Origin of the sequence: Sphingopyxis sp. 113P3, from assembly GCF_001278035.1 — a bacterium.
Taxonomy (GTDB): domain Bacteria; phylum Pseudomonadota; class Alphaproteobacteria; order Sphingomonadales; family Sphingomonadaceae; genus Sphingopyxis.
In genome coordinates this window covers 1,416,777-1,438,549 of record NZ_CP009452.1, presented here as the reverse complement: position 1 = coordinate 1,438,549, position 21,773 = coordinate 1,416,777, and the positions used below count along the sequence as shown (strand labels likewise).

Below are 21,773 nucleotides of genomic sequence, written 5' to 3'. Positions count from 1 at the left end.
GCAGCCCGCACCCACATCCCTCTCAATGCAGGGGGACGAGGATATCTTGACCGTAGCGCTGGGTGACAGCGCCGCCGGGCTGCGGCTCGACCGGGCGCTCGCCGAGGCGGTTCCGAACCTCTCGCGCGAACGGCTGAAATCGCTGATCAGGGGTGGCCGGGTCGCCGATGCGAGCGGCGCGGTGCTCTGGGACCCGGCGGCAAAGGCTGCAGCGCCCGCAACGCTCACGCTCCGCCTTCCCGCTCCGGCGCCTGCGCACAATGTCGCGCAGGACCTTGGCTTGATCATCGCCTATGAAGACGAACATCTCCTCGTCATCGACAAGCCGGCAGGGATGGTCGTGCACCCGGCTGCGGGCAACGCCGACGGCACGCTGGTCAACGCGCTGCTCCACCATTGCGCGGGGCAGCTTTCAGGGATTGGCGGCGTCGCCCGGCCGGGGATCGTGCACCGGATCGACAAGGATACGAGCGGATTGATCGTCGCTGCGAAACACGACAAGGCGCATGAAGGGCTGGCGAGGCAGTTCGCCGCGCACAGCATCGAGCGCCGCTATCTCGCGCTTGCAACCGGGCGGCCGATGCCGGCCAATGGTACGGTCGACGCAGCGCTCGGCCGATCGGCGACCAACCGCAAGAAAATGGCGGTGGTGCCGGAAGGACGCGGCAAGCATGCGATCACTCATTACCGCACGATCGAGGTGCTCACCGGGGCAACGCTTATCGAATGCCGGCTCGAGACCGGGCGAACACACCAGGTGCGCGTCCACATGGCGCATATCGGCCATCCGCTCGTCGGCGATCCGGTCTATGGGCGATCGCGCAAGCCGCTGTCCGACGTGCTCAAGGCACGGGGTTTCATGCGCCAGGCATTGCACGCGGCCCATTTGGGTTTTATTCATCCGGTAACTGGTAACAAGATCGCGCTCGACAGCGAACTCCCTCAGGATATGCGGGAACTGATCGATGAACTGCGCGTTTAAGTTTCGAATAAAAATCTATCTCGACCGCAGGAAAGAACCGCGGCATCACTCTCCTTCTGAAATTTAGGGAAGACGCTATGGCTAACAAGAGCAATGTTCCGGCAGTAGTGCCCGCACTCGGCGGTGAGGCGAGCCTGAACCGCTACCTGGCCGAAATTCGCAAATTTCCCCTCTTGACCCCCGAGCAGGAATATATGCTCGCGAAACGCTTTCAGGAGCATGGGGACAATGAAGCTGCAGCGCAGCTCGTGACCTCGCACCTGCGGCTCGTTGCGAAGATCGCAATGGGCTATCGCGGCTACGGCCTGCCGGTCAGCGAATTGATCAGCGAGGGCAATATCGGGCTGATGCAGGGCGTGAAGAAGTTCGACCCCGAACGCGGCTTCCGCCTCGCCACCTATGCGATGTGGTGGATCCGCGCCTCGATACAGGAATTCATCCTGCGCTCGTGGAGCCTTGTCAAAATGGGCACCACCGCTGCGCAGAAGAAGCTGTTCTTCAACCTTCGCCGGATGAAGAACAATCTCGAGGCCTTCGAGGATGGCGATCTGTCGCCCGAAAATGTCGCGAAGATCGCGAAGGACCTCGGCGTCACCGAGGACGAGGTGATCAGCATGAACCGCCGCATGGCGATGGGCGGCGACACGTCGCTCAACGTGCCGATGGGCGAGGATGGCGACAGCCAGTGGCAGGATTTGCTCGGCGACGAAGGACCGCTCCAGGACGAGCGCGTCGCGGAGGCCGAAGAGCGCGACGTGCGCCACGAGCTTCTTACCGAGGCGCTCGAGACGCTCAACGAGCGCGAGCGCCACATCCTCACCGAACGCCGCCTCACCGACGATCCGAAGACGCTCGAGGATTTGAGCCAGGTCTATGACGTCAGCCGCGAGCGCGTCCGCCAGATCGAAGTGCGCGCGTTCGAGAAGCTGCAGAAGGCCATGCTCAAGCTCGCCGGCGAACGGCGGCTGGTCGGGGCCTGACGCGAGGATTTGCCGCCGGCGCGCTTTGCCATAAGGTGGTGCCATGTGGCTCCTTCCCCTTCTGGCGGCGCTGGCGGCTCCCGTTTCCGCCCCGCCCCTCGCATCGCGATCGGCGGATATACAGGCATTCGACGCCGACATCCGGCTTTCCCCAGCGCCGGTTCGCATCGGGGACGAGCTCCATCTCGTCTACGAGATGCACCTGACCAATTTCGCGGCCGTCCCGCTTACCCTCGACCATATCGTGGTGCGCGACGCTGCGAGCGGCGCGGAACTCCTTGTCCTTTCGGGCGCCGCGCTCGAGGCGGCTCTAGGGCATGTCCCATCGGGAGACGGAGCGACGATCGCGCCGGGCGCGCGGGCGATTGCCTATCTCGACATCGCGCTGAGGGACGGATTTCGTCCCGCCAGGATTGCCCATAGTCTTGCCGTCCGCGAGGACAATGGGCGCCGCGTCATCGAGGCCGGCACCGTGACGATCGACCCACGCCCGCTTCCCGTTCTCGGCCCGCCCTTGCGCGGAGGACCGTGGGTCGCGGTCTACGCGCCCGAGCTTGAACGTGGCCATCGCCGAGTTCCCTATGCCGTCGCGGGACGCGCGACGATCCCCGGCCGTTTCGCCATCGACTGGATGATGGTCGACGCGAAGGGCCAGCTCGACCGCTCGGACGGCAGGGCGCTGGCCGATTCGCTGAGCTATGGCGCCGAGGTGCTCGCGGTTGCCGATGCGGTGGTCGCCGCGACACGCGACGATGTCACCGAGCCGCGATGGCGCGCCGATCTGCCCAAAGTTGCGATCGGCGATGCGGCTGGAAACTACATCGCGCTCGACCTTGGCGACGGCCGCTACGCCTTTTACGAGCATCTGCAGCCCGGCCTGCGTGTGAAGCCCGGCGACCGGGTGAAACGCGGGCAGGTGATTGCCCTCCTCGGCCTCACCGGTCAGGGCACCGCACCCCACCTTCACTTTCATGTCGCCTCGGCGCCTTCGCCGCTGGCAGCTGAGGGCCTCCCATTTCTGATTGAGGGCGCGACGCGGATCGGTGACTATTCCTCAATCGAAAACCTCGGGACCGCGTGGCAGCCGCTGCCAGCCGCTGCGCCGGGCCCGATGTTTCCGCCCGCGAACAGCGTCGTCCGCTTCCCCGAATGATCCGTTTGTCCCCCGGCCCCGGGCCGCGCTGGAAACCCGGCGATGAACCCGGCGGCCAAAGTCTGCCGCCACCTCCTGACCTGAGGCCGCCACACCGACGTTACAAAGAGGCTCGAGGATTTGAGCCACGTCTGTGACGTCAGCCGCAAACCCGCCCGCCAGATCGAAGTGCACGCGTTCGAGAAGCTGCAGAAGGCGATGCTCAAGCTCGCGAGCGAACCGCGGCTGGTCGGGGCCTGAGCTCTTGCGCGACCCTCCAGCGACCGCTGAATCGACAGCGGGTCGCAATTCTTTAGCCTTGTCGTCGGTGGGGCTTGAAGTTGGGGGGAATCGTCATGGCCACGAATGAAAATGCGGCCGCGCAAGCGGTTGGCGACGTATCGAGCGACAGCACGAAGCCACCTGCGATCGATAAGACCGCCCGCGGCGACAAGCTCGCGGCATGGTCCGGCTTTTCGCTTATCCTCGGGCTTGCAGGGGATATGGCGACCCCCATCGGCAAATATTCCTTGTGGCTTGCCATCGCCGGGATTGCCGCGCTCGCCATCTGCTTTCTGCTGCGCCGGATCCGTTTTGCGCGGCGAGCCATGTTTCATTCGGGCATTTTTGCATCAATCATGACCGCGATCCTCGCGCTTCAGTATCTGTCGCCTGAAAAGGAGCAAGTGGAGGACCGCGGGATCACGGCCACATTCCTCCCCATCGCGGCGTCGATCCAGACGAGGATACTTCCCCTGCCCGAAAATCAGCGGATGCTCCTCCAGTTCCAGAACGCAATCGGGAGCGGCGGGGACAATGAGCGCCTTGCGAGCGCGCGTGAGCTTTACGACGCCGTCCAGGACAGGGCGCTGCGACGCGGAATGCTCGAAGCAATGCTGCAATCTGGCAACGGCGCCCTGCAGCAGGGAGCCATACTGATGCGCCTCGCTGAACGCCGGGGCGACCATCTGACGCTGGTGCCCTCGGAGCGCGATGCGTCCGACATTCTTTCGCGCCGCCTGCTGTCTTTTTCGTTCAAGGTGTCGCGCGTCGACGTCGATAGCGGCGCGCTTTACCTTCTCGGCGACGGTTTCGGGTCGGATGGGACCGTATCGCGCCGCGGCATCACAATGCAGCTTTACATCGACAATGTGCCGGAAGGCCGCAAGCTGATGTTCGTCGAACTGCCCCCCGCCAAGGACATGCAGATAACCGGCACGGCGCGGCTGGACAGCGGCGAGACGGTAAAGGTAGAGATGCCGCTCTTCTGATAACAGCCGTCCGGACCGACACTTGCCACCGAAATCCTCTTCCCGATCACGCCGGAAGCTGCCTTGGTATCTCAGGCCCGTCAAATGGCTGCTCTGGTTCATCGCGATTTCGGTGATCTGGGTCCTCATCTATGTCGTTGTACCGCCGCCGGTGACCTTCACCATGCTCGCCGACCGCAATGGCATCACCAAGGACTGGACGGGCCTTTCGCATATCGATCGCAATATGGTGCGCGCAGTGATCGCGGCCGAGGACGGCAAATTCTGCAGCCACGACGGGTTCGACCGGGAGGCGATCGAGCAGGCAATCGAACGCAACGCCAAGGGCAAGAGGCTGCGCGGCGGATCGACGATCAGCCAGCAGACGGCGAAGAATGTCTTCCTTTGGCAGGGCAGCGGCTGGACGCGCTATGTCCGCAAGGTCCCCGAAATCTGGTTCACCTTCCTCATTGAAAAAATCTGGGGAAAGCGGCGGATCATGGAGGTCTATCTCAACGTCGCCGAGACCGGAATTGGCACCTATGGCGTCGAAGCGGGCGCGCAGCGCTATTTCCGGCACGGCGCGGCAAAACTTTCCCCGGCGGAGGCTGCGCGCATCGCGGCGATCCTACCGCTGCCCAAGAAGCGGGAGGCTGTCAGTCCTTCGGGCTTCACCCGCCGCTATGGAAACACGATCCGCGCTCGGATCGGCGTCGTTCGCCGTGACGGCCTCGACCGGTGCGTTTACGATTGAGCTGCCCCGCGGACGTCGACGGCCGGAGCGCTGCCGCTATCAATTCTGTTCGCGCGTGACCGTCGTTACCACCGGCTTGGGCGCAATCGCCTCGGCCGCAACAACGCGCTTCGATGCGCTGGCGGCAATCGCCTTCTCGAGCGCGGCGACCTGCGGACATTTGTCGGAACAGACGCGCTGCGCCGCCGCCAGCTTCTCCCGAGCGAGCTCGATAGCACCCTTTTCGGCAAGCGCTTCTCCCTGCCCCGCGAGCGCTGTGACATCATTGGGTTCGAGGAGGAGTGCCTCGCGATAGAGGCCAATCGCCTTGCCCGGCAATCCCTGCGCCCGCGCAACCTGCGCGAGCGCGATGATCGCCGAGCGATTGCGCGGATCGGCGGCGAGGGCTGATTCATAATAATCGATCGCGCCGTTCAGGTCGCCCATGCTCTGGGCTTCCTCGCCCTGCTTTTGAAGCGCGATCGAACGCGGAAGAATGTCGTTGTCGGCGCGCTGCGCGTCGGAGGCGGCAGGCAGACTGGCGAGAACAAGACCGGCACCGAGAGCCAGCAAACTGACACGCATCGCATTCTCCCATTTCGTCATGTCGAGAGAGCCTAACATGGCGCCGTCAGTCGTGCGAGAAAAAAGCCATCGCATCCGTCATGCCCCGGCGTCAGAAGGAAACCCGCGCCGGCACGCCGTCCGACGCCGGCCGGAAGCGGCTCGGCATCGGCCCTCCAGCCCGGATGCCGGTTCAGAAAATCATCCATCTGTGCCCGCCCCTCGCGTGCGATGATCGAGCAGACGGCATAAAGAAGTTTTCCGCCCGGCGCCACCAGCCCGGCTCCAATCTCGATGAGCTTCGCCTGATCGGCAAGATGCCGCTCGAGACGCGATGGCGTCAGCCGCCAGCGCAGCTCGGGGCTGCGCCGCCAGGTGCCGCTGCCCGAGCAGGGAGCGTCGACAAAGACGCGGTCGGCTCTTCCCTGCCAGTCGGCAAGCATCGCCCTTTCCTTTCCAGGATCGAGCAGCCGCGTCGCAATGCGGGTCGCGCCCGCGCGCTCGGCCCGCGGCGGTAGCTGCTGGAGCCGCGCGCGGTTGGTGTCGCAGGCGAGAATGTCGGCGCCATTATCCGTCGCCGAGGCGATGGCGAGCGTCTTTCCGCCGCCGCCCGCACAAAGATCGACGATCGCCATGCCGGAGGCGGCATCGAGCGCGGCCGATGCATATTGGCTCGCCGCATCCTGCACCTCGAACCGCCCTTCGGCGTGCGCCGGGTGCTGCGCCGCGGCGGTTTCGGGTGGCAGCCGCCAGCCGTCGGGTGCGTATGCGATGGGCGCACCCTCGGGAAAGAGGATGGCGAGATCCTCGCGCTTCGCCCTGATCCGGTTTGCGCGCAGGTCGAGCGGCGCGCGGGTGAGCATCGCATCGCCTTCCTCGCCGCCTATGAGCGGATCGAAAAGTTCGGCGAGCGCCGGCGCCACAAGACCCGTTTCGGCACGTGGCTCGCCGGACGTTATCGGGGCCGGACCATAGGGCGAACCATCGAAGAGCGCGGCAAGATCGGGCCGGATGTCGGCGAGCGCCACCATCGCCGCTCGCCCCGAGGGCGGAGCGACACGCACCGCACGGATCGCATCATAGACATGGCCGCGGATCGCGCGGCGGTCTTTCGATCCCGCGTAGCGGCGCTGCCGCATCGCCTCGGCAAGGAGCGCGTCGGCAGGAGCGCCGCCCTCGCGGGCCGCGACCGCAATGGCATCGAGAATCTCGATCGCCGCCTGGACGCGCGCCGCGGGGGTCATCGGACGTGCTTCCGGTGCAAGTGCCCGCTACCCCACCGGATAGTTCGGCGCCTCGCGCGTGATCGCGACGTCGTGGACATGGCTCTCGCGCAGCCCCGCGTTGGTGATGCGCACGAACTTTGCGCGCTCACGAAAATCCTGAAGCGTACGGCTCCCGGTATAGCCCATCGCCGCCTTCACGCCGCCGACGAGCTGGTGGATGACGTCCTTTGCGGGCCCCTTGAAGGGGACCTGCCCCTCGATCCCTTCGGGGACGAGCTTCATCTGGTCCTTGATGTCCTGCTGGAAATAGCGGTCGGCCGAACCGCGCGCCATCGCGCCGACGCTGCCCATACCGCGATAGCTCTTATATGTGCGACCCTGATAGAGGAAAGTCTCCCCCGGCGCTTCGCTCGTGCCCGCGAGCAGCGAGCCCACCATCACGCACGAGGCGCCCGCGGCGAGCGCCTTCGCAAGGTCACCCGAGGTTCGCAGCCCGCCGTCGGCAACCACCGGGATATTCTGCTTCGAGGCTGCCTCGACGCTGTCGAGAATCGCGGTAAGCTGCGGCACGCCGACACCCGCGACAACGCGGGTGGTGCAGATCGAGCCTGGGCCGATGCCGACCTTGACCCCGTCGGCGCCCGCGTCGATCAGCGCCTTGGTTGCATCACCGGTCGCGACATTGCCCGCGAGCACCTGCACCCGGCTTGAAAGCTTCTTGATCCGCTCGACCGTCGCGCCGACCATCTTGCTGTGACCGTGCGCTGTATCGACGACGATGAGGTCGCATTCGGCGTCGAGAAGGGCCTCGGCGCGCTCGACACCGCTGTCGCCGGTGCTCGTCGCCGCGGCAGCCCTGAGGCGGCCGCTCTCGTCCTTGGTGGCATCGGGGAAATTGACCGCCTTTTCCATGTCCTTGACGGTAATGAGACCGATGCAGCGATAGGCGTCGTCGACAACGAGCAATTTCTCGATGCGCCGCTGGTGGAGCAGCTTGCGCGCCTCGTCCTGGTCGACGCCGGGACGCACGGTCGCAAGATTATCGGACGTCATGAGTTCGCGCACCGGCTGCTTCGGATTTTCCGCGAAGCGTACATCGCGGTGCGTGAGGATGCCGACGAGCTTCCCGCCCGTCTCGACCACCGGAATTCCCGAGATATTGTGCTGCGCCATGAGCGCGGTCGCGTCGGAGAGCGGCGCGTCGGGGGCGATGGTGATGGGGTTCACGATCATCCCGCTTTCGAAGCGCTTGACCTGGCGCACTGCCGCTGCCTGCTCCTCGATCGTAAGGTTGCGGTGGAGCACGCCGAGCCCCCCGATCTGCGCCATCAAGATCGCCATGTCGGCCTCGGTCACCGTGTCCATCGCCGAGGAGAGAATGGGGATGTTGAGCCGGATGTCTCCGGTGATCCGGGTCGACAGATTGGCGTCGGACGGCAGAATATCGGACGGACCGGGGACCAGCAACACGTCGTCGAAGGTCAGACCGGTGATGATTTCCATGGGTGCCACTTTCTGGTGCGGGCGGCGCCTGCCCCGCATCACGGTAGCGGCGCGCGCGATTCGTTCGGTGGCGGCCCATGTAACCAGTCGAGGGCGAACGCGCCAGTAGGCGATGGACGAATATTTGGAAGCAGGCGCTGGCGGCGCCTCAAAGCCCGGGAAGGCGCCAATGTAACCGGTTGCATTGCCCGGGTGCGCCCGTTAGACCAGCGCTTTATAGCATGGGAGCGGGAGGAGGACAGCAGGATGGAGCGAACGAGCCAGCTGATGGCGGTCACACCGCGCCTTCCCCTGCCGCTGCAGCCATGACCCGCGGGCGCTAAAGCCATGGCCGGCCTGTCGATCGAGCGCGCGCGCAAGAGCTTTGGCAATACCGAAGTCTTAAAAGGCGTATCGATCGACGTCGCCGAAGGCGAGTTCGCAGTGATCGTGGGTCCCTCGGGCTGCGGCAAGTCAACCTTGCTGCGTGCCATCGCGGGCCTCGAGACGCTGGATGAGGGCCGCATCCTCATCGGCGCGCAAGATGTCACGAGCCGCAAACCGTCGGAACGGGGCATCGCGATGGTGTTCCAGTCCTACGCGCTCTATCCCCACCTCACGGTCTTTGAAAATATGGCCTTTGGTCTCCGCATCGCCCGGACCGCCAAAGCCGAGATTGCCGAGGCGGTGCACCGCGCCGCCGAGATCCTCAACATCGAAAGCCTGCTCGCGCGCAAACCTGCCGCCTTGTCGGGCGGGGAGCGTCAGCGCGTCGCGATCGGCCGCGCGATCGTTCGCCAGCCACAGATATTTCTCTTCGACGAGCCGCTCTCCAACCTCGACGCGGATCTTCGCGTCCGGATGCGCTACGAATTCGCGCGCCTGCACCAGAGGCTCGGGACGACGACGCTATACGTCACCCATGACCAGGTCGAGGCAATGACGCTCGCCGACCGCATCATCGTCCTGCGCGGCGGAGAGGTTGAGCAGATCGGCGCCCCGCGTGATCTCTACGAGCGGCCGGCGACGCTCTTCGTCGCGCAGTTTATCGGCACGCCGCGCATGAACATCCTCCCCGCGCGCGCAACCGCAAATGGCGAGGCCATGCTCGCGGACGGGCAGGCGATCGCCCTGCCCCCGCTCGCCGAGGCGCTCGAGCCCGGCATGCCGCTCTCTATCGGCATCCGTCCCGAGGATATTGCCATCGCCGAGGCGCCAGGCGGCTTTCCCTTCGCTATCCGTTTCATCGAGCGGCTCGGGGGACTTGCGACGGTGCATCTCGCGGGCGGCGACGGCAGCGAGGCGATCGCGTGGCAGCGCCGCGACGATGGGGAGCTGCGCGAGGGCGACACCGTGTCGCTCGCGCTGCCCGCCGACCGGCTGCATCTGTTCGATGCGGGCGGCCGCGCGCTGGCAAGGGGGGCCGCGCAATGAGGGGGAGGTGCCGATGGCAACGCTAAGAGACGTCGCCCGAGAGGCGGGCGTATCGGTCGCGACGGCGTCGCGCGCAATCAACGGGCTCGGCAACGTCACCGCGCCGACGCGCGCCGCCGTGATGGCGGCGGTCAAGAAGCTCAATTTCGTGCCGCACAGCGGTGCCCGCAGCCTGACCCGCCGCAAGACCGACACCGTCGGGGTCATTCTCCCCGACCTCTTCGGGGAGTTCTTCTCGGAGATCATTCGCGGCATCGACCTCGTCGCGCACGAGGCGGGAATGCACCTGCTGCTTGGCAACATGCACGGCAGCGCGCACGAGACCGCCACCGCGGTCGCGTCGATGCGCGGACGCGTCGACGGGCTGCTTGTCATGCCCCCCGAACTCAAGCCCGAAACGCTCGCCGAAAATCTCGACCCCGCGCTGCCCACGGTGCTTCTCAACTATGATGCAGCGGCGCTCGACCTTCCCTATGTGGCGGTCGATAACTACCGCGGCGCCTGGACAATGACGGAGGCACTTCTGGCCAGCGGCGCGCGCCATATCGTCCATATCGCGGGGCCGAAGCACAACCGGGATGCACGCGACCGTCAGCGCGGCTTTGTCGACGCCATGGCCCGGATTGCGGGGCAGCGGAGTCCGGCCATTCTGCCCGGCGACTTTTCGGAGGAAGCCGGCGCGCAGGCGGCGAGGCTGATCGTCGAGGGCCAGCTTCCCGTCGAGGCCGTATTCGCCGCGAACGACCTGATGGCGGTCGGGTGCATCATGGGACTCGCCGAGGCCGGCCTTTTGGTACCGCGCGATCTCATGGTCGCGGGCTTCGACGACATCCCGCTCGCACGCCATGTCACCCCGGACCTCTCGACGATGCAGGTCAAGATCGACCGGCTCGGCTCGACCGCGATGATGAAGCTCCTGCGGCTGCTGCGCGGCGAAACGCTCGGCGCTGCAAGCGCAACCATTCTCACCCCCACCCTGATCGCGCGCGGAACGACAATCCCAAGGGTAACTGAAGCTGCTGGGGTCGGCCCATGAACCCCGCGGCGCAGCGATCCCAATGGAGCTGACGCGGCGCCAGTTGACGGGCGCGCTCGCAGCGCTGCCCCTCTCCCCCGCGCTCGGCGCGTGCGCCCCACGCAGCGACGCCGGGCTCACCGTCTGGGCGATGGGCAATGAAGCGGCAAGTCTGCCTGAATTGCTGAAGGACATGCGCCGCCCCGCAGGAGCGCCGCGCATTACTGTCCAGCCCCTGCCCTGGACCGCCGCGCACGAGAAGCTTCTCACCGGCTTTGCCGGCGGCTCGCTGCCCGCCCTTGGGCAGGTCGGCAACAGCTGGATCGCCGAGATGGCCGCGATCGGCGCGATCGCGCCGGTGCCAAAAGCGGCCTACGGCCTGCTCGGTGACCAATTTGCAGCGGTGGTCGAGACGAACCGCATCGCGGGGCATGTCTGGGGCATTCCCTGGTATGTCGACACCCGCCTCCAATATTACCGCCGCGACCTCTTTGCACGCGCCGGCTATGCGGCTCCGCCCGGCAACTGGTCCGAGTGGAAGCGCGCGCTGCACAAGGTGAAGGCGGCCGCGCGCGGCGCCGATTATGCCGCGCTGCTTCCGCTCAACGAATATGAGCCATTGACGACCTTTGCCCTGTCGGCGGGGGCGCGGCTCCTTCGTGATCACGGCGGGAGGGGCGCCTTTTCGGATCCCGAGTTCAAGGCCGCGCTTGCCTTCTACAAGTCGCTCTTCGACGAGGGGCTCGCGCCACTTGTCTCCTCGGCGCAAATCTCGAACATCTGGAACGAGTTCGCGCGAGGCTATTTCAGCCTTTTTCTTTCAGGGCCCTGGACGATAGGCGATCTGAAAACGCGGCTGGGTCCCGCGATGCAGGAGAAATGGGGCACTGCGCCCAACCCGGGCCCGGCGGGCGTCGGATCGGCGGCCCCCGGAGGGTCGAGCCTCGTCGTCTTTGCCGATCATCAGGACCACCCGGCCGCCTGGGATCTGGTGGCCCGTCTCTTGACGCCCGGTGCGCAGCTTCGTTTCAACGCGCTCACCGGCGACCTTCCCGCGCGCCGGTCGGTGTGGGCAGAGGCCGGCCTTGCGGCCGATCGGCTCGTCGCGCCCTTTGCAGCCCAGCTCGACCGTGCGAGCGCCTTGCCCAAGGTTCCCGAATGGGAGCGCGTCGTCACCGAGATGCAACTCGTCGCCGAACGCATGGTCCGCGGGGACCATGGCGTCGACGAGGCCGCGCGCGAGATGGACCGGCGCGCTGATCGATTGCTCGAGAAGCGCCGCTGGATGCTCGAAAAGGGGGGCGCGCTATGACGGCATGGCGGCGCGTGGAGGAAGCCCGTGCAGGCTGGCTGATGACGGGCCCCGCGCTCGCGGCGATCCTCCTTTTCTTCCTCCTGCCCGCGGCCGCCTCGCTGGTCTTGAGCTTTACCGACTTTGACATTTATGCGCTCGCCGACATTGGCAATCTGCGCTTTGTCGGGCTGCAGAATTATCAGCGGCTCCTCGATAACCCGCTGTTCTGGAAGGCGATGACGAACAGCCTGCTGTTCGTCGTCATCGGCACGCCGTTCGTGGTCCTGCTCTCGCTCTTCGCGGCGATGCTGGTCAATTCGCGCTGGCTCAGCTGGCGGCCCCTGTGGCGCGTTGCGCTCTTTGCCCCCTATGTCACGACGCTCGTCGCGACGTCGGTTGTGTGGCGCTATCTGCTCCACACCCGCTACGGGCTCGTCAACTATCTTCTCTCGCGCATCGATATCGCGCCAATCGATTGGCTCGGCAGCCCGACCGCCTCGCTCCCTGCGATCCTGCTGTTCGTCGGCTGGAAGACCTTTGGCTATAACATGATCATCTTTCTCGCCGCGCTTCAGACGGTGCCAAGCGAACTCGACGAGGCGGCGAGGATCGATGGCGCAGGCCGCTGTACGCGCCTGCGCCACGTCACCCTGCCCGCGATCGCACCCACCTTGCTGCTCGTCTCTCTGCTCACCGTCGCGGCGATGTTCCAGCTATTTGCCGAACCCTATGTGATGACACAGGGCGGCCCCGCCGGCTCGACCGTCACCATCCTCTATTTCATGTATGAGGAAGGGTTCAAATGGTGGAACCTCGGGTCGGGGGCCGCGGTCGCCTTCCTTCTTTTCCTCTGCATCCTTGCAGTTACGCTGGTGCAGCTTGGCGTCGCAAAGCGCGGAGGCGCGCTATGAGGCTGCGCCGGGCGACCATCACCCTGCTCGCGGCGCTCGTCGCCTTCGTCACCGCGGCGCCGCTCTTCTGGATGCTCTCGGTCAGCTTCATGGCGCCGGGCGAGGCATCGGCCTTTCCGCCCCCGCTTCTCCCCGCAAATCCCGGGCTCGACAATTATCGCTTGTTGTTCACCAGCTTCGGTATCGGGCGCTTTCTCGCCAACAGTCTCCTCGTCTCGGCGCTCGCCACTCTCCTCGCGCTCATCTTCACCGTTCCTGCCGGCTATGCTTTTGCCAAGCTGCGCTTTCGCGGACGCGACGCGATTTTTCGCCTGCTTGTCGCCGCGCTTGTCGTGCCGGGGCAGATCGGGATGCTGCCCCTCTTTCTCGAACTCAAGGCGATGGGGCTCGTCAACAGCTATGCCGGCGCGCTGGTGCCATGGCTCGCGGGCATCTTCGGCATCTTTCTTGTCCGCCAATATTGCCTCTCCATTCCCGACGAGATGCTTGAGGCAGCGCGCATCGACGGTGCGGGCGAGGGTCAGATCCTGCGCCGTATCGTCCTCCCGATCCTGTCCCCGGTCATCGTCACGCTCGCCTTGTTCGTTTTCCTGTCGAGCTGGAATGATTTCATGTGGCCGCTGATCATTCTGGCCGACCAGCATCTTTACACGCTTCCCGTCGCGCTCGCGGCGATGAGCCGCCAGCATGTGCAGGATAATGAGCTGATGATGGCAGGCGCCGTCGTCACTACCCTGCCCGTCCTCATCCTTTTCCTCTCGCTGCAGCGCTTCTACCTCGCCGGCCTGCTCGCCGGGAGCGTGAAGGGATGACAGAAACAAGGAGCCGATCATTGAAACCCGTCAAGACGCGTCCCGCACCGAGCTCATGGGCCCACCGCATGTCGCTCGCCCTGCTGCAAGACACGGTCCCGCACCCGACATGTTTGGGGCGCCGGGGTCTGGAGAAAATTCTTGTCATCCTCGGTGCCATCGCCCTGGGATTTGCCGCGCCAGCCCTGGCGCAAGCCGCCGATGGACAAAGCCCGCAGCCTGCAATCGAGGCGGGCAATTATCCCTATCAGCTCTTTCTCCCCCGCGGGTACAGCGCCGATCCTGGTGCGCGCTGGCCGCTCCTCATCTTTCTTCACGGATCGGGCGAGCGGGGCGAGGATCTTGAAAAGGTGAAGGTGCACGGCCCGCCGAAGATCGCCGAGCGGACGCCTGATTTCCCCTTCGTCACCGTTTCGCCGCTTCTTGGCCGCGACCAGGACTGGGACGTCGCGAGGCTCGACCGGCTGGTCGATCATGTGACGAAGACCCTGCGCATCGACCCGGCGCGCGTCTATCTTACGGGCCTCAGTCGCGGCGGCCATGCAAGCTGGCGCTGGGCGGCGGCCGAGCCGCACCGTTTCGCCGCGGTGGCCCCCGTCGCGGGGCGGGGCGATCCTGCCACCGCCTGCGCCCTCAAGGACACACCGATCTGGGCGTTTCACGGCGACCGCGACGATGTCGTGGTGCCCGAAGGCAGCTTTGCCATGGCGCGGGCGATCCGCGCCTGTGGCGGCAAGCTCTCGCGCCTCACCATCTATCCTGACCTCGGCCACAACAGCTGGGACCCTGCCTATGACGATCCCGCGCTCTACCTCTGGCTGCTCTCGCACCGCCTCCCCACCCCGCCCGAGGCGGCCGGAAAATCAAGAGGCAAGGACAGGAAATGACCCGGTCGAGCTTCCCCGACGACTTCCTGTGGGGCGCGGCGACCGCTGCCTATCAGATCGAGGGTTCGCCGCTTGCCGATGGCGCGGGCGCGAGCATCTGGCAGCGCTTCAGTCATGATCCGCGATTGATGGCCTCAAAGGGCGATACGGGCGACATCGCCTGCGACCATTATAACCGCATGGAGAGCGACGTTGCGCTGATGAAGGAGCTGGGGCTCAAGGCCTATCGCTTCAGCGTCAACTGGGGCCGCGTTCTCCCTGAAGGCACGGGCCGCGTCAACGAGGCGGGGCTCGGCTTTTACGAGCGGCTGGTCGACGCGCTTCTGAAAAACGATATCGAGCCGCTCCTCACCCTCCACCATTGGGACCTCCCCGCCGCGCTCGACAACCGGGGCGGCTGGCTCAATCGCGACAGCGCCGACTGGTTCGCCGAATATGCCTCGGTCGTATATCGCCGTCTCGACGGGCGGGTGAAGAAATGGGTGACGCTCAACGAGCCCTGGGTGATCACCGACGGCGGCTATCTCCACGGCGCGCTCGCCCCTGGGCACCGCAATCTGTTCGAGGCGCCGATTGCAAGCCACAATCTGATGCGGGCGCACGGTGCCGCGGTGTGCGCCTACCGGTCCGAGGGCGCCCACGACATCGGCCTCGTCGTCAACATCGAGCCCAAATATCCGGCAAGTGACAGCCCCGAAGATATCGCCGCGACTGCCCGCGCCCACGCCTATATGAACCGCCAGTATCTCGAGCCTGCGCTGCTCGGACGCTACCCCGCCGAACTGGCAGACATTTTCGGCGAAGCCTGGCCCGAGTGGCCGGACGCTGATCTTGACGACATCTGCCAGCCCCTGGATTTCATCGGCATAAATTATTACACGCGCAATGTCGTCGAGGCCGACGCGGCGCAGTGGCCGCTTCGCGCCTCCCCGGTCCGCCAGAAAGCGACCCACACGACCACCGACTGGGAAGTCTATCCTCCCGCCCTTACCGACATGCTCATCTGGTTCCGCGACACTTTCGGCAACATCCCCGTCTACATCACCGAGAATGGCGCCGCCTTCTACGATCCCCCGCAAGCCGGGCCGGACGGCATCGACGACCCGCTGCGCTGCGATTATCTGCGCACCCACATCGCCGCGATCGGTGACGCGATCCGGCAGGGCGTCGATGTACGCGGCTATATGGTCTGGTCGCTGTTCGACAACCTCGAATGGTCGCTCGGTTTCTCCAAGCGTTTCGGCATCGTCCATGTCGATTATGAAACGCAGGTGCGAACCCCCAAGCGCAGTGCGCGTTTCTACAGCGAAATCATCCGCAGCAACGCAAGGAATCTGGCATGACCCGCTGGCTCGTCATTCTGTGCGCGGTGCTGCTCGCCTTCCCCGCGGCGGCGAAGGAGAAAGCGAGCCGCTTCAGCGCGATGACCTATAATATCCGTCTCGACCTTGCCTCTGACGGCGACAATGCATGGCCGCATCGGCGAAAGGCTCTGACGAGCCTCATTGCCTATCATGCCCCGGACCTGGTCGGCATGCAGGAAGTGCTCCAGCATCAGAAAGATCAGATCGAGGCTGACCTTCCTGCCTATCAATTCGTCGGGGTCGCGCGCGACGACGGCAAGCAGGCGGGCGAATATTCGATGCTCGGATATCGCACCGACCGCTTCGATCTTCTCGCCTCGGGAACTTTCTGGCTGTCGCCGACCCCCGACAGGCCCGGCAAGGGATGGGACGCCGCTTATCCGCGCGTCGCGACCTGGGCGCGGCTCAGGGACAAAAGCGCGCGCCGAACAATGCTCATGGTGAACACCCATTTTGATCATGTCGGCGAGGTTGCGCGCCTTGAAAGCGCAAAGCTCATCCGCCGCTGGATCGGGGAGCACCGCGCGCCGGGCGATGCGGTCGTGCTGACGGGGGACTTCAATGTGCCGATCGGCACCCCGCCCTATCAGGCGATCCTGGCCGATACGCCCGGCCTGATCGCGCTTTATGACACGCAGGATATCAGCCGCACCCCGCACTTCGGTCCCCAAGGCACGTACACCGCCTTCAATATCGAACAGGTCGAGCCAAGCCCGATCGATCATATCTTCGTCAGCGACGGGGTCGCGGTGCTGCGTCATGCGACGCTGACGCAGCAGACGGGCGGCAAGCTGCCCTCCGACCATTATCCGGTGATCGCGGACCTTTGCATCGGCTGCTGATCGCTATTCGCCAGTTGGGTCTTCAAGCCAGCCGCCGGTAAAGCCGATGCGCCGGAGCCCGCGGGCGATGTGGGGGTTCTTGCGCATGACCTTCCACACGAGCCCGCTGCGATAATTCTCCATCATCGCAAGGATCGGTCCCTGGTCGATGCCGAGATAGTCGTTCGCAATCCAGCCGTGCTGCGGGTCGACCTCGCCGGAGCGCGAGGACGCGTCGGCAAAGGTGAAGCTTGGATTGAAGGCATCCTTGAAGCCGTAGCGCGTATAAAGCCGCGCGCCATAGGTCTCGCGCATCGCCATGAGCGCCGGAATGGCGATCTCGGGTGCAAAGGCCACCGAGCCGCCGGCGGCGGTCGGAACGAGGGTGCCATCATCGACGATGCGGACGCTGCTCACGCCGCGCGCCATGTAGCCGTTGAAGCTGCGCGGCACGCCGTTCACGCTATATTTGTCCTTCGAATAGCCGGGGCCATCGGACGCGGTCCAACCCCAGATATCCTGGCCATAGCCGATCCATTTGTTGGGATTGTCGGCCCCATAGGCCCGCTGAGCGAGCGTCGCGCGGCGGCTGTTCTCGAAATAATCGAGATGCTTGCTGCGCATGAAGCTGTCCTGGATCCCGCGAAAGTCGACCCAGACGTGGCTATACTGATGTCCAAAGAGCGGTTCGAACTGAAGATGCTCATAGCCGTAGAAGCGGCCCCAGTCCTTTTCGAGATTTGTAGCCCACCCCTCGTCCCAGGCCTCCTTGCCCACCGGGTAGGTCGGCGAGCCAAGGGCGAGAATGTAAACGAGCATACCCTCATTATAGCCAACCCAGTCGTGCGTCCCGAAATCACCGTCCTCGCCGCGCTCGGGATACCAGCCCATCGCGATCGCCTTGGGTCCTCCCCCGTTCGCCGACGGGATGCGGCTGTTCTCGCGCTGGACAAAGGTCCAGTCTACGCGGCGATAGATTTTCTCGGCGAGGTCACGGATCTCGGCCTCGACCGGCGTGTCGCGATCGAAATAGCTCTGGGCGAAAAGCACGCCCCCCAGCAGGAGCGACGTGTCGACGGTCGACAGCTCGGTGTTGCCGCGGCGGGTTCCGTCCGCATTGTTCAGGAAATGATAGAAAAAGCCCTTGTAGCCGGCGGTCCCGCGAGCCTCGGGGCCCTGCGGCGCGCTCCAGTAGAAGCTGAGGCATTCGCGCGCACGCGCCGCAGCCTCACCGCGCGAGACATAGCCGCGCTCGGCGCCGATCCCGAAGGCGGTGAGCGCAAAGCCCGTTGCCGCAATCGACGAGAAAGGATTGCTCGGCCAGCGATCGGGCGCAAGGCATCGCTTGCGATCGGTCGTGTCCCAGAAATAGCGGAAGGTACGCTCAGTCAGATCCTCGGCAAATTGCGCCTCGCTGAGCGGAGCAAGGGTCTCGGAGGATGTTATCGGTGCAGACGGGGCCGGTGGATCGCCGAGCGGCGAGCAGGCGGCGACAAGTGCCGCAAGGGGCAAGGCGAGCGACCCGAGCCGAATGGACATTCTCTACTCCAAATTACGATGGGGCGCCCGGTCACGGGAGGGGTGTGACCGGACGCCCGCTGTTCTGACCGGTTAGAACTGAAAACCGGCCGAGACCTTTACCGTGCGGGGCGGATTGCCGCCGATCCCGATGCCCGAAATGCTCAGATACTCGGGCGACGCCGGGTTATTGTTGTAATCGACATAGTTACGGTCGTTGAACAGGTTGATGATGTCGACGCGCAGCCGCAGCCGTGCCTCGTCACTCAGGAACTTGAAGGGAATATATTTTGTGACCGCGATATCCATCTGGCGGAAACCCCAGCGATCGCCATTGCTGTCGGCCTGGTTCGAAATCACGTCGCGCGACGGATTGGCCCCGCCGGTGTTGACGAAGGCCTTCAAATAGGGCGGCGACATCATCTGGAACTTGCCCGACAATGTCACCCCGATCGGAAGGTCGACCGACCCCGAGGCCACGATACGGTGCTTGCGCACCCCGCTGGAGCGGACGACGGGATAGTCTTCGAGCGACGGGAAATCGAGACTGAACACCTCCCCGAACTGCCGATTTTCCTCGGCCTCGGTATAGGTGTAGGTGACGCCCAGGCTCCACGGCGAGGCGGGCGAATAATTTTTGTTGAGCTTGAGATAGCCTGAATCCGCGCTCGTTTCGAGGCCGTTGGTGCCAATGATGATCGAACCGAATCCCGGCGGAGCAAAACCGAAGGGGGAATCGGGCGCAGCCGGTGCCGGCGGGAAAAAGCTCCCATCGGGCCGGCGGTTTCCAAGCAGATAGGCGAAGCCGTTCTTGCTCTCGATATGGCTGTATCCGACCTCGACCTCGAACAGCGGCGCCAGCCGCCCGCGCACGCCGAGGCTGAACTGGTCCGAATAGGGGACCTTGAGCTTGTTATCGATGAAGCGCAATTCGCGCCCGCCGCCCGCTCCGGCCTGAGCGAGAAGCTGCGCGCGGCCTTCGGGGGTGAGGTAGACCGGATCCCATGCAACGCACGTCGGCCCCGGATCACAGCTGTTGTTGGGGTCGCCTGTGATGAAGTTGAACGTGCGCGTCGTGAACGACCCGACGCTGATTTCCTGCTGCAGGAAATCGAACTGATTGCGATCGTAGGAGCGGCCGTAACCGCCGAAGAGCACGAAGCGCGCGTCCTCGTCGAGTTCGTAGCTAAAGCCGATCCGCGGCTGCCATGCGCCCTTGAAGGCCTTTCGCTCGCGCCCGGTCGAAATATAGTCGTTGATGTCGTAATCGGCGTTGATGAGATTGGGGTAATTCGCCGGAGATACGGCGTTCACGGCATCATCGGGGTGGACGAAATTGAGGAAGGCCGGCGTGCGCTCATAATCCCAGCGAACGCCGAGGTTCAGGGTCAACCGGTCGGTGACTTCCCAGTCGTCCTGCAGGTAGATGCCGAATTGCCAGTTCTTCGACTGGACGATCGGTTCGCCATTGCCCGTCGCGGCGCCGAACTGGAGCCGATAAGGAATGGTGTCGTTGAAGCTTCCGCCGTTCGGATTGAAAGCGACATTATAGGTGTAGACGGGGTTGAAATTGTTGAGCTGCAACGAATTGAGCTCGACCCACTTGCTCTTGATTCCCGCCTTGATGGTGTGACCCTCAAGCCCGGTATAGGTGAAGTCGTTCTGGACGCCCCAGCCTTTCTGCCCCTTGTCCTGATAGTTGGCGCCGCCGCCAATTCGCAGAAGGTCGCCGCGAACGATCACGCCGGGCTGCGGGTTGTCGGGCGAGGGCCCGGCATAGGCAAAGAGAGTCCCGTCGCTGAACTCGACCGGGGTCGGCGCCCATTTGACGTCTTCATAGGTGACTTTGAAATCATTGATCCAGTTGTCGGCGGTATGTTCCCATCGCCCGGTAAACCGCAGTTCCTTGACATTCTGGGAACTGATCGTGCTGCGCGCGTTGATCCCGTTGCTCAGGAACTCACCGCTTTCCTTGCGATACTTGCCCGAAACCTCGAACAGATCGCTGCTGCTCGGCGAGAAGTCGATCTTTCCGAAGAAGAGATCCTCGTTGAAGGTCGAGTTGGTCGCACCGAAATTCCCCTGATATTCCGATGGGAAGAAGGAGATCGGCAGGCTGAGCCCTGGCGTGATCTCGCGGGGAATTTCCTGCCGCTTGCCTTCGTAGGTCACGAAGAAATGCATCATGTCCTTGATGATGGGACCGCCGAGCGCACCGCCGAACTGAAAATCCTTCGTCTTGACCTTGCCCGGATTGCTCCCGAATTTTTCAAGCGGCGTCGCAGCGCGCATGCTCTGGTCGGTATAGTCGATGAACGCCTCGCCGTGGAATTCATTGGTACCCGACCGCGTCACGGCGGTAATTGCTACCGAGCTCACCTGGTCGAACTCGGCCTTGTAGTTCGAGGAGATGACACGGTACTCGCCGATGGCGAGCTGAGGAAACGGGTTGCCCTGCGTCGAATCCTGGCCGGTGATGCCGTTCTTGAGGACATAATCCTTCTGCCCGATCCCATCGATGAAGATATTGACGGTCCGGCTGTCCTGTGCGCCGCCCTGCAAGCGCGAATTCCCGTTGCCGCCCGTGACGAACTGCACCCCCGGCGCAAGGTCGGCGAAGGCGAGGAAGTTGCGGTTGTTCTGCGGGAGCGTCTCGATCTGACGCTGGGTGATATTGAGGCCGACCTCGCCGCCCTCCATCGTGCGCAGACGCGAGCCGGTCACGATGATGGCATCGCCGCCTTCGCTCGCGATGTCGGGTTCGGAAAAATCGAAGTCGAGGACAGCGTTCTGCGCGACGTTGAGCGTAAACTCGTCGGTGCTGCGAACCCCGTTCGGCGTCGTGAGCTCGAGCCGGTAGGTCCCGGTCGGTAGCGAGGCAAAATTATAGCTTCCGTTCGCTGCAACCGTCACGGTGCGCCGAAAGCCGGTGTTCACATTGATCGCGGTGACCTGCGATACGCCGCCCTCGGCTCTCACGGTGCCGCGCAGCGATGCGTTCGACACCTGCGCATGCGCGGGCGCTGCGACACCGACAGCGAGCGCGCCGACCGCGCTGCTCCAAGCGAGGGCGGCCGCAAGCGTCCGGGCACGCGAGTGGGGTTTAAGGAACTCTTTCTTGCGCTGAGACCTCACAGCATCCTCCCTTTTTCATGGCCCAGCCCCCGCCTTCGCTTCTCTTGTCCGCCCCTCTTGGCAGGGCGCGGCGGCGAATCGCGGGGGATCCCGTGTCTTGTTTTTTAGTTTGTAACCGGTTTCACGATCACTGTATAGGGGGGATGCGATGCGCAGGGGCGGCTTCATAGGCCGCCCGGAAAATCCGGTTTCAGCCGAGATCCTTGTTGAAATCGCACTATTTTGGGGAAGGA

General features: G+C 64.4%; 18 protein-coding genes and 1 pseudogene. 14 read left to right on the top strand and 5 right to left on the bottom strand.

What is annotated here, in order from left to right:
- The first annotated feature begins 25 nt into the window (after window positions 1-25).
- The 6 genes and pseudogenes from LH20_RS06870 to mtgA all read left to right on the top strand — a co-directional run bounded on the left by LH20_RS06870 (window position 26) and on the right by mtgA (window position 5,098).
- On the top strand, window positions 26-982 hold the full coding sequence (locus LH20_RS06870; protein ID WP_053553570.1) for an RluA family pseudouridine synthase: 957 nt from the start codon (window positions 26-28) through the stop codon (window positions 980-982).
- 77 nt (window positions 983-1,059) lie between these two features.
- Window positions 1,060-1,962 (top strand): RNA polymerase sigma factor RpoH, encoded by a 903-nt coding sequence (rpoH, locus tag LH20_RS06865; protein WP_053553569.1) that lies wholly within the window; start codon window positions 1,060-1,062, stop codon window positions 1,960-1,962.
- Between the two features lie 43 nt (window positions 1,963-2,005).
- Window positions 2,006-3,115, top strand: coding sequence for a M23 family metallopeptidase (locus tag LH20_RS24245; RefSeq protein WP_053553568.1), 1,110 nt, complete (start codon window positions 2,006-2,008; stop codon window positions 3,113-3,115).
- 87 nt (window positions 3,116-3,202) lie between these two features.
- A pseudogene (locus LH20_RS24395) lies at window positions 3,203-3,355 on the top strand (RNA polymerase factor sigma-32); the annotation flags it as partial.
- Between the two features lie 95 nt (window positions 3,356-3,450).
- On the top strand, window positions 3,451-4,365 hold the full coding sequence (locus LH20_RS06855) for a hypothetical protein (RefSeq protein WP_053553567.1): 915 nt from the start codon (window positions 3,451-3,453) through the stop codon (window positions 4,363-4,365).
- 22 nt (window positions 4,366-4,387) lie between these two features.
- Window positions 4,388-5,098 carry a monofunctional biosynthetic peptidoglycan transglycosylase gene (mtgA, locus tag LH20_RS06850; RefSeq protein WP_053553566.1) on the top strand — a complete coding sequence of 237 codons (711 nt, stop codon included), beginning with the start codon at window positions 4,388-4,390 and terminating at the stop codon, window positions 5,096-5,098.
- A 39-nt stretch (window positions 5,099-5,137) separates the two neighbouring features.
- On the opposite strand, the gene LH20_RS06845 is transcribed toward mtgA, so the two are convergent.
- From LH20_RS06845 to guaB, 3 genes are read right to left on the bottom strand one after another with little or no spacing between them, the layout of a single operon-like run.
- Complete coding sequence (locus tag LH20_RS06845) at window positions 5,138-5,662, bottom strand: tetratricopeptide repeat protein (RefSeq protein WP_053556142.1); 525 nt, start codon at window positions 5,660-5,662, stop codon at window positions 5,138-5,140.
- A 32-nt stretch (window positions 5,663-5,694) separates the two neighbouring features.
- Window positions 5,695-6,885 (bottom strand): RsmB/NOP family class I SAM-dependent RNA methyltransferase, encoded by a 1,191-nt coding sequence (locus LH20_RS06840; RefSeq protein WP_053553565.1) that lies wholly within the window; start codon window positions 6,883-6,885, stop codon window positions 5,695-5,697.
- 27 nt (window positions 6,886-6,912) lie between these two features.
- Entirely contained in the window at window positions 6,913-8,370 is a 1,458-nt protein-coding gene (guaB, locus tag LH20_RS06835) for an IMP dehydrogenase (RefSeq protein WP_053553564.1), read from the bottom strand.
- Between the two features lie 327 nt (window positions 8,371-8,697).
- Between guaB and LH20_RS06830 the strand changes: the two genes are divergently transcribed.
- From LH20_RS06830 to LH20_RS06795, 8 genes are read left to right on the top strand one after another with little or no spacing between them, the layout of a single operon-like run.
- A complete protein-coding gene (locus LH20_RS06830; protein WP_053553563.1) occupies window positions 8,698-9,783 on the top strand; it encodes an ABC transporter ATP-binding protein in 1,086 nt (361 codons plus the stop codon).
- Window positions 9,784-9,796: 13 nt separating this feature from the next.
- Window positions 9,797-10,819 carry a LacI family DNA-binding transcriptional regulator gene (locus LH20_RS06825; RefSeq protein WP_053556141.1) on the top strand — a complete coding sequence of 341 codons (1,023 nt, stop codon included), beginning with the start codon at window positions 9,797-9,799 and terminating at the stop codon, window positions 10,817-10,819.
- A 22-nt stretch (window positions 10,820-10,841) separates the two neighbouring features.
- Window positions 10,842-12,110: an extracellular solute-binding protein gene (locus LH20_RS06820; protein WP_053553562.1), complete on the top strand. Its 1,269-nt coding sequence runs from the start codon at window positions 10,842-10,844 to the stop codon at window positions 12,108-12,110.
- Window positions 12,107-13,003 carry a carbohydrate ABC transporter permease gene (locus tag LH20_RS06815; RefSeq protein WP_053553561.1) on the top strand — a complete coding sequence of 299 codons (897 nt, stop codon included), beginning with the start codon at window positions 12,107-12,109 and terminating at the stop codon, window positions 13,001-13,003. The genes LH20_RS06820 and LH20_RS06815 overlap by 4 nt, the downstream gene beginning before the upstream one ends.
- Complete coding sequence (locus LH20_RS06810; RefSeq protein ID WP_053553560.1) at window positions 13,000-13,815, top strand: carbohydrate ABC transporter permease; 816 nt, start codon at window positions 13,000-13,002, stop codon at window positions 13,813-13,815. The genes LH20_RS06815 and LH20_RS06810 overlap by 4 nt, the downstream gene beginning before the upstream one ends.
- A 20-nt stretch (window positions 13,816-13,835) precedes the next feature.
- Window positions 13,836-14,702 (top strand): alpha/beta hydrolase-fold protein, encoded by an 867-nt coding sequence (locus LH20_RS06805; protein ID WP_200905443.1) that lies wholly within the window; start codon window positions 13,836-13,838, stop codon window positions 14,700-14,702.
- Entirely contained in the window at window positions 14,699-16,045 is a 1,347-nt protein-coding gene (locus LH20_RS06800) for a GH1 family beta-glucosidase (protein ID WP_053553559.1), read from the top strand. The genes LH20_RS06805 and LH20_RS06800 overlap by 4 nt, the downstream gene beginning before the upstream one ends.
- The gene (locus LH20_RS06795; RefSeq protein ID WP_053553558.1) at window positions 16,042-16,908 is read left to right on the top strand and encodes an endonuclease/exonuclease/phosphatase family protein; all 867 of its coding nucleotides are present in this window, start codon (window positions 16,042-16,044) and stop codon (window positions 16,906-16,908) included. The genes LH20_RS06800 and LH20_RS06795 overlap by 4 nt, the downstream gene beginning before the upstream one ends.
- Before the next feature lie 3 nt (window positions 16,909-16,911).
- Here LH20_RS06795 and LH20_RS06790 read toward each other — a convergent pair whose 3' ends face one another.
- Entirely contained in the window at window positions 16,912-18,426 is a 1,515-nt protein-coding gene (locus LH20_RS06790; RefSeq protein WP_053553557.1) for a glucoamylase family protein, read from the bottom strand.
- A gap of 72 nt (window positions 18,427-18,498) precedes the next feature.
- Window positions 18,499-21,540, bottom strand: coding sequence for a TonB-dependent receptor (locus LH20_RS06785; protein ID WP_053553556.1), 3,042 nt, complete (start codon window positions 21,538-21,540; stop codon window positions 18,499-18,501).
- Between the last annotated feature and the right edge of the window lie 233 nt (window positions 21,541-21,773).

Excerpts from the sequence above, each read along its gene's own strand:
- LH20_RS06870 (WP_053553570.1), top strand. The coding sequence starts at position 26 with ATGCAGGGGGACGAGGATATCTTGACCGTAGCGCTGGGTGACAGCGCC.
- rpoH (WP_053553569.1), top strand. The coding sequence starts at position 1,060 with ATGGCTAACAAGAGCAATGTTCCGGCAGTAGTGCCCGCACTCGGCGGT.
- LH20_RS24245 (WP_053553568.1), top strand. The coding sequence starts at position 2,006 with ATGTGGCTCCTTCCCCTTCTGGCGGCGCTGGCGGCTCCCGTTTCCGCC.
- LH20_RS06855 (WP_053553567.1), top strand. The coding sequence starts at position 3,451 with ATGGCCACGAATGAAAATGCGGCCGCGCAAGCGGTTGGCGACGTATCG.
- LH20_RS06845 (WP_053556142.1), bottom strand. The coding sequence starts at position 5,662 with ATGCGTGTCAGTTTGCTGGCTCTCGGTGCCGGTCTTGTTCTCGCCAGT.
- LH20_RS06840 (WP_053553565.1), bottom strand. The coding sequence starts at position 6,885 with ATGACCCCCGCGGCGCGCGTCCAGGCGGCGATCGAGATTCTCGATGCC.
- guaB (WP_053553564.1), bottom strand. The coding sequence starts at position 8,370 with ATGGAAATCATCACCGGTCTGACCTTCGACGACGTGTTGCTGGTCCCC.
- LH20_RS06830 (WP_053553563.1), top strand. The coding sequence starts at position 8,698 with ATGGCCGGCCTGTCGATCGAGCGCGCGCGCAAGAGCTTTGGCAATACC.
- LH20_RS06825 (WP_053556141.1), top strand. The coding sequence starts at position 9,797 with ATGGCAACGCTAAGAGACGTCGCCCGAGAGGCGGGCGTATCGGTCGCG.
- LH20_RS06820 (WP_053553562.1), top strand. The coding sequence starts at position 10,842 with ATGGAGCTGACGCGGCGCCAGTTGACGGGCGCGCTCGCAGCGCTGCCC.
- LH20_RS06815 (WP_053553561.1), top strand. The coding sequence starts at position 12,107 with ATGACGGCATGGCGGCGCGTGGAGGAAGCCCGTGCAGGCTGGCTGATG.
- LH20_RS06810 (WP_053553560.1), top strand. The coding sequence starts at position 13,000 with ATGAGGCTGCGCCGGGCGACCATCACCCTGCTCGCGGCGCTCGTCGCC.
- LH20_RS06800 (WP_053553559.1), top strand. The coding sequence starts at position 14,699 with ATGACCCGGTCGAGCTTCCCCGACGACTTCCTGTGGGGCGCGGCGACC.
- LH20_RS06795 (WP_053553558.1), top strand. The coding sequence starts at position 16,042 with ATGACCCGCTGGCTCGTCATTCTGTGCGCGGTGCTGCTCGCCTTCCCC.
- LH20_RS06790 (WP_053553557.1), bottom strand. The coding sequence starts at position 18,426 with ATGTCCATTCGGCTCGGGTCGCTCGCCTTGCCCCTTGCGGCACTTGTC.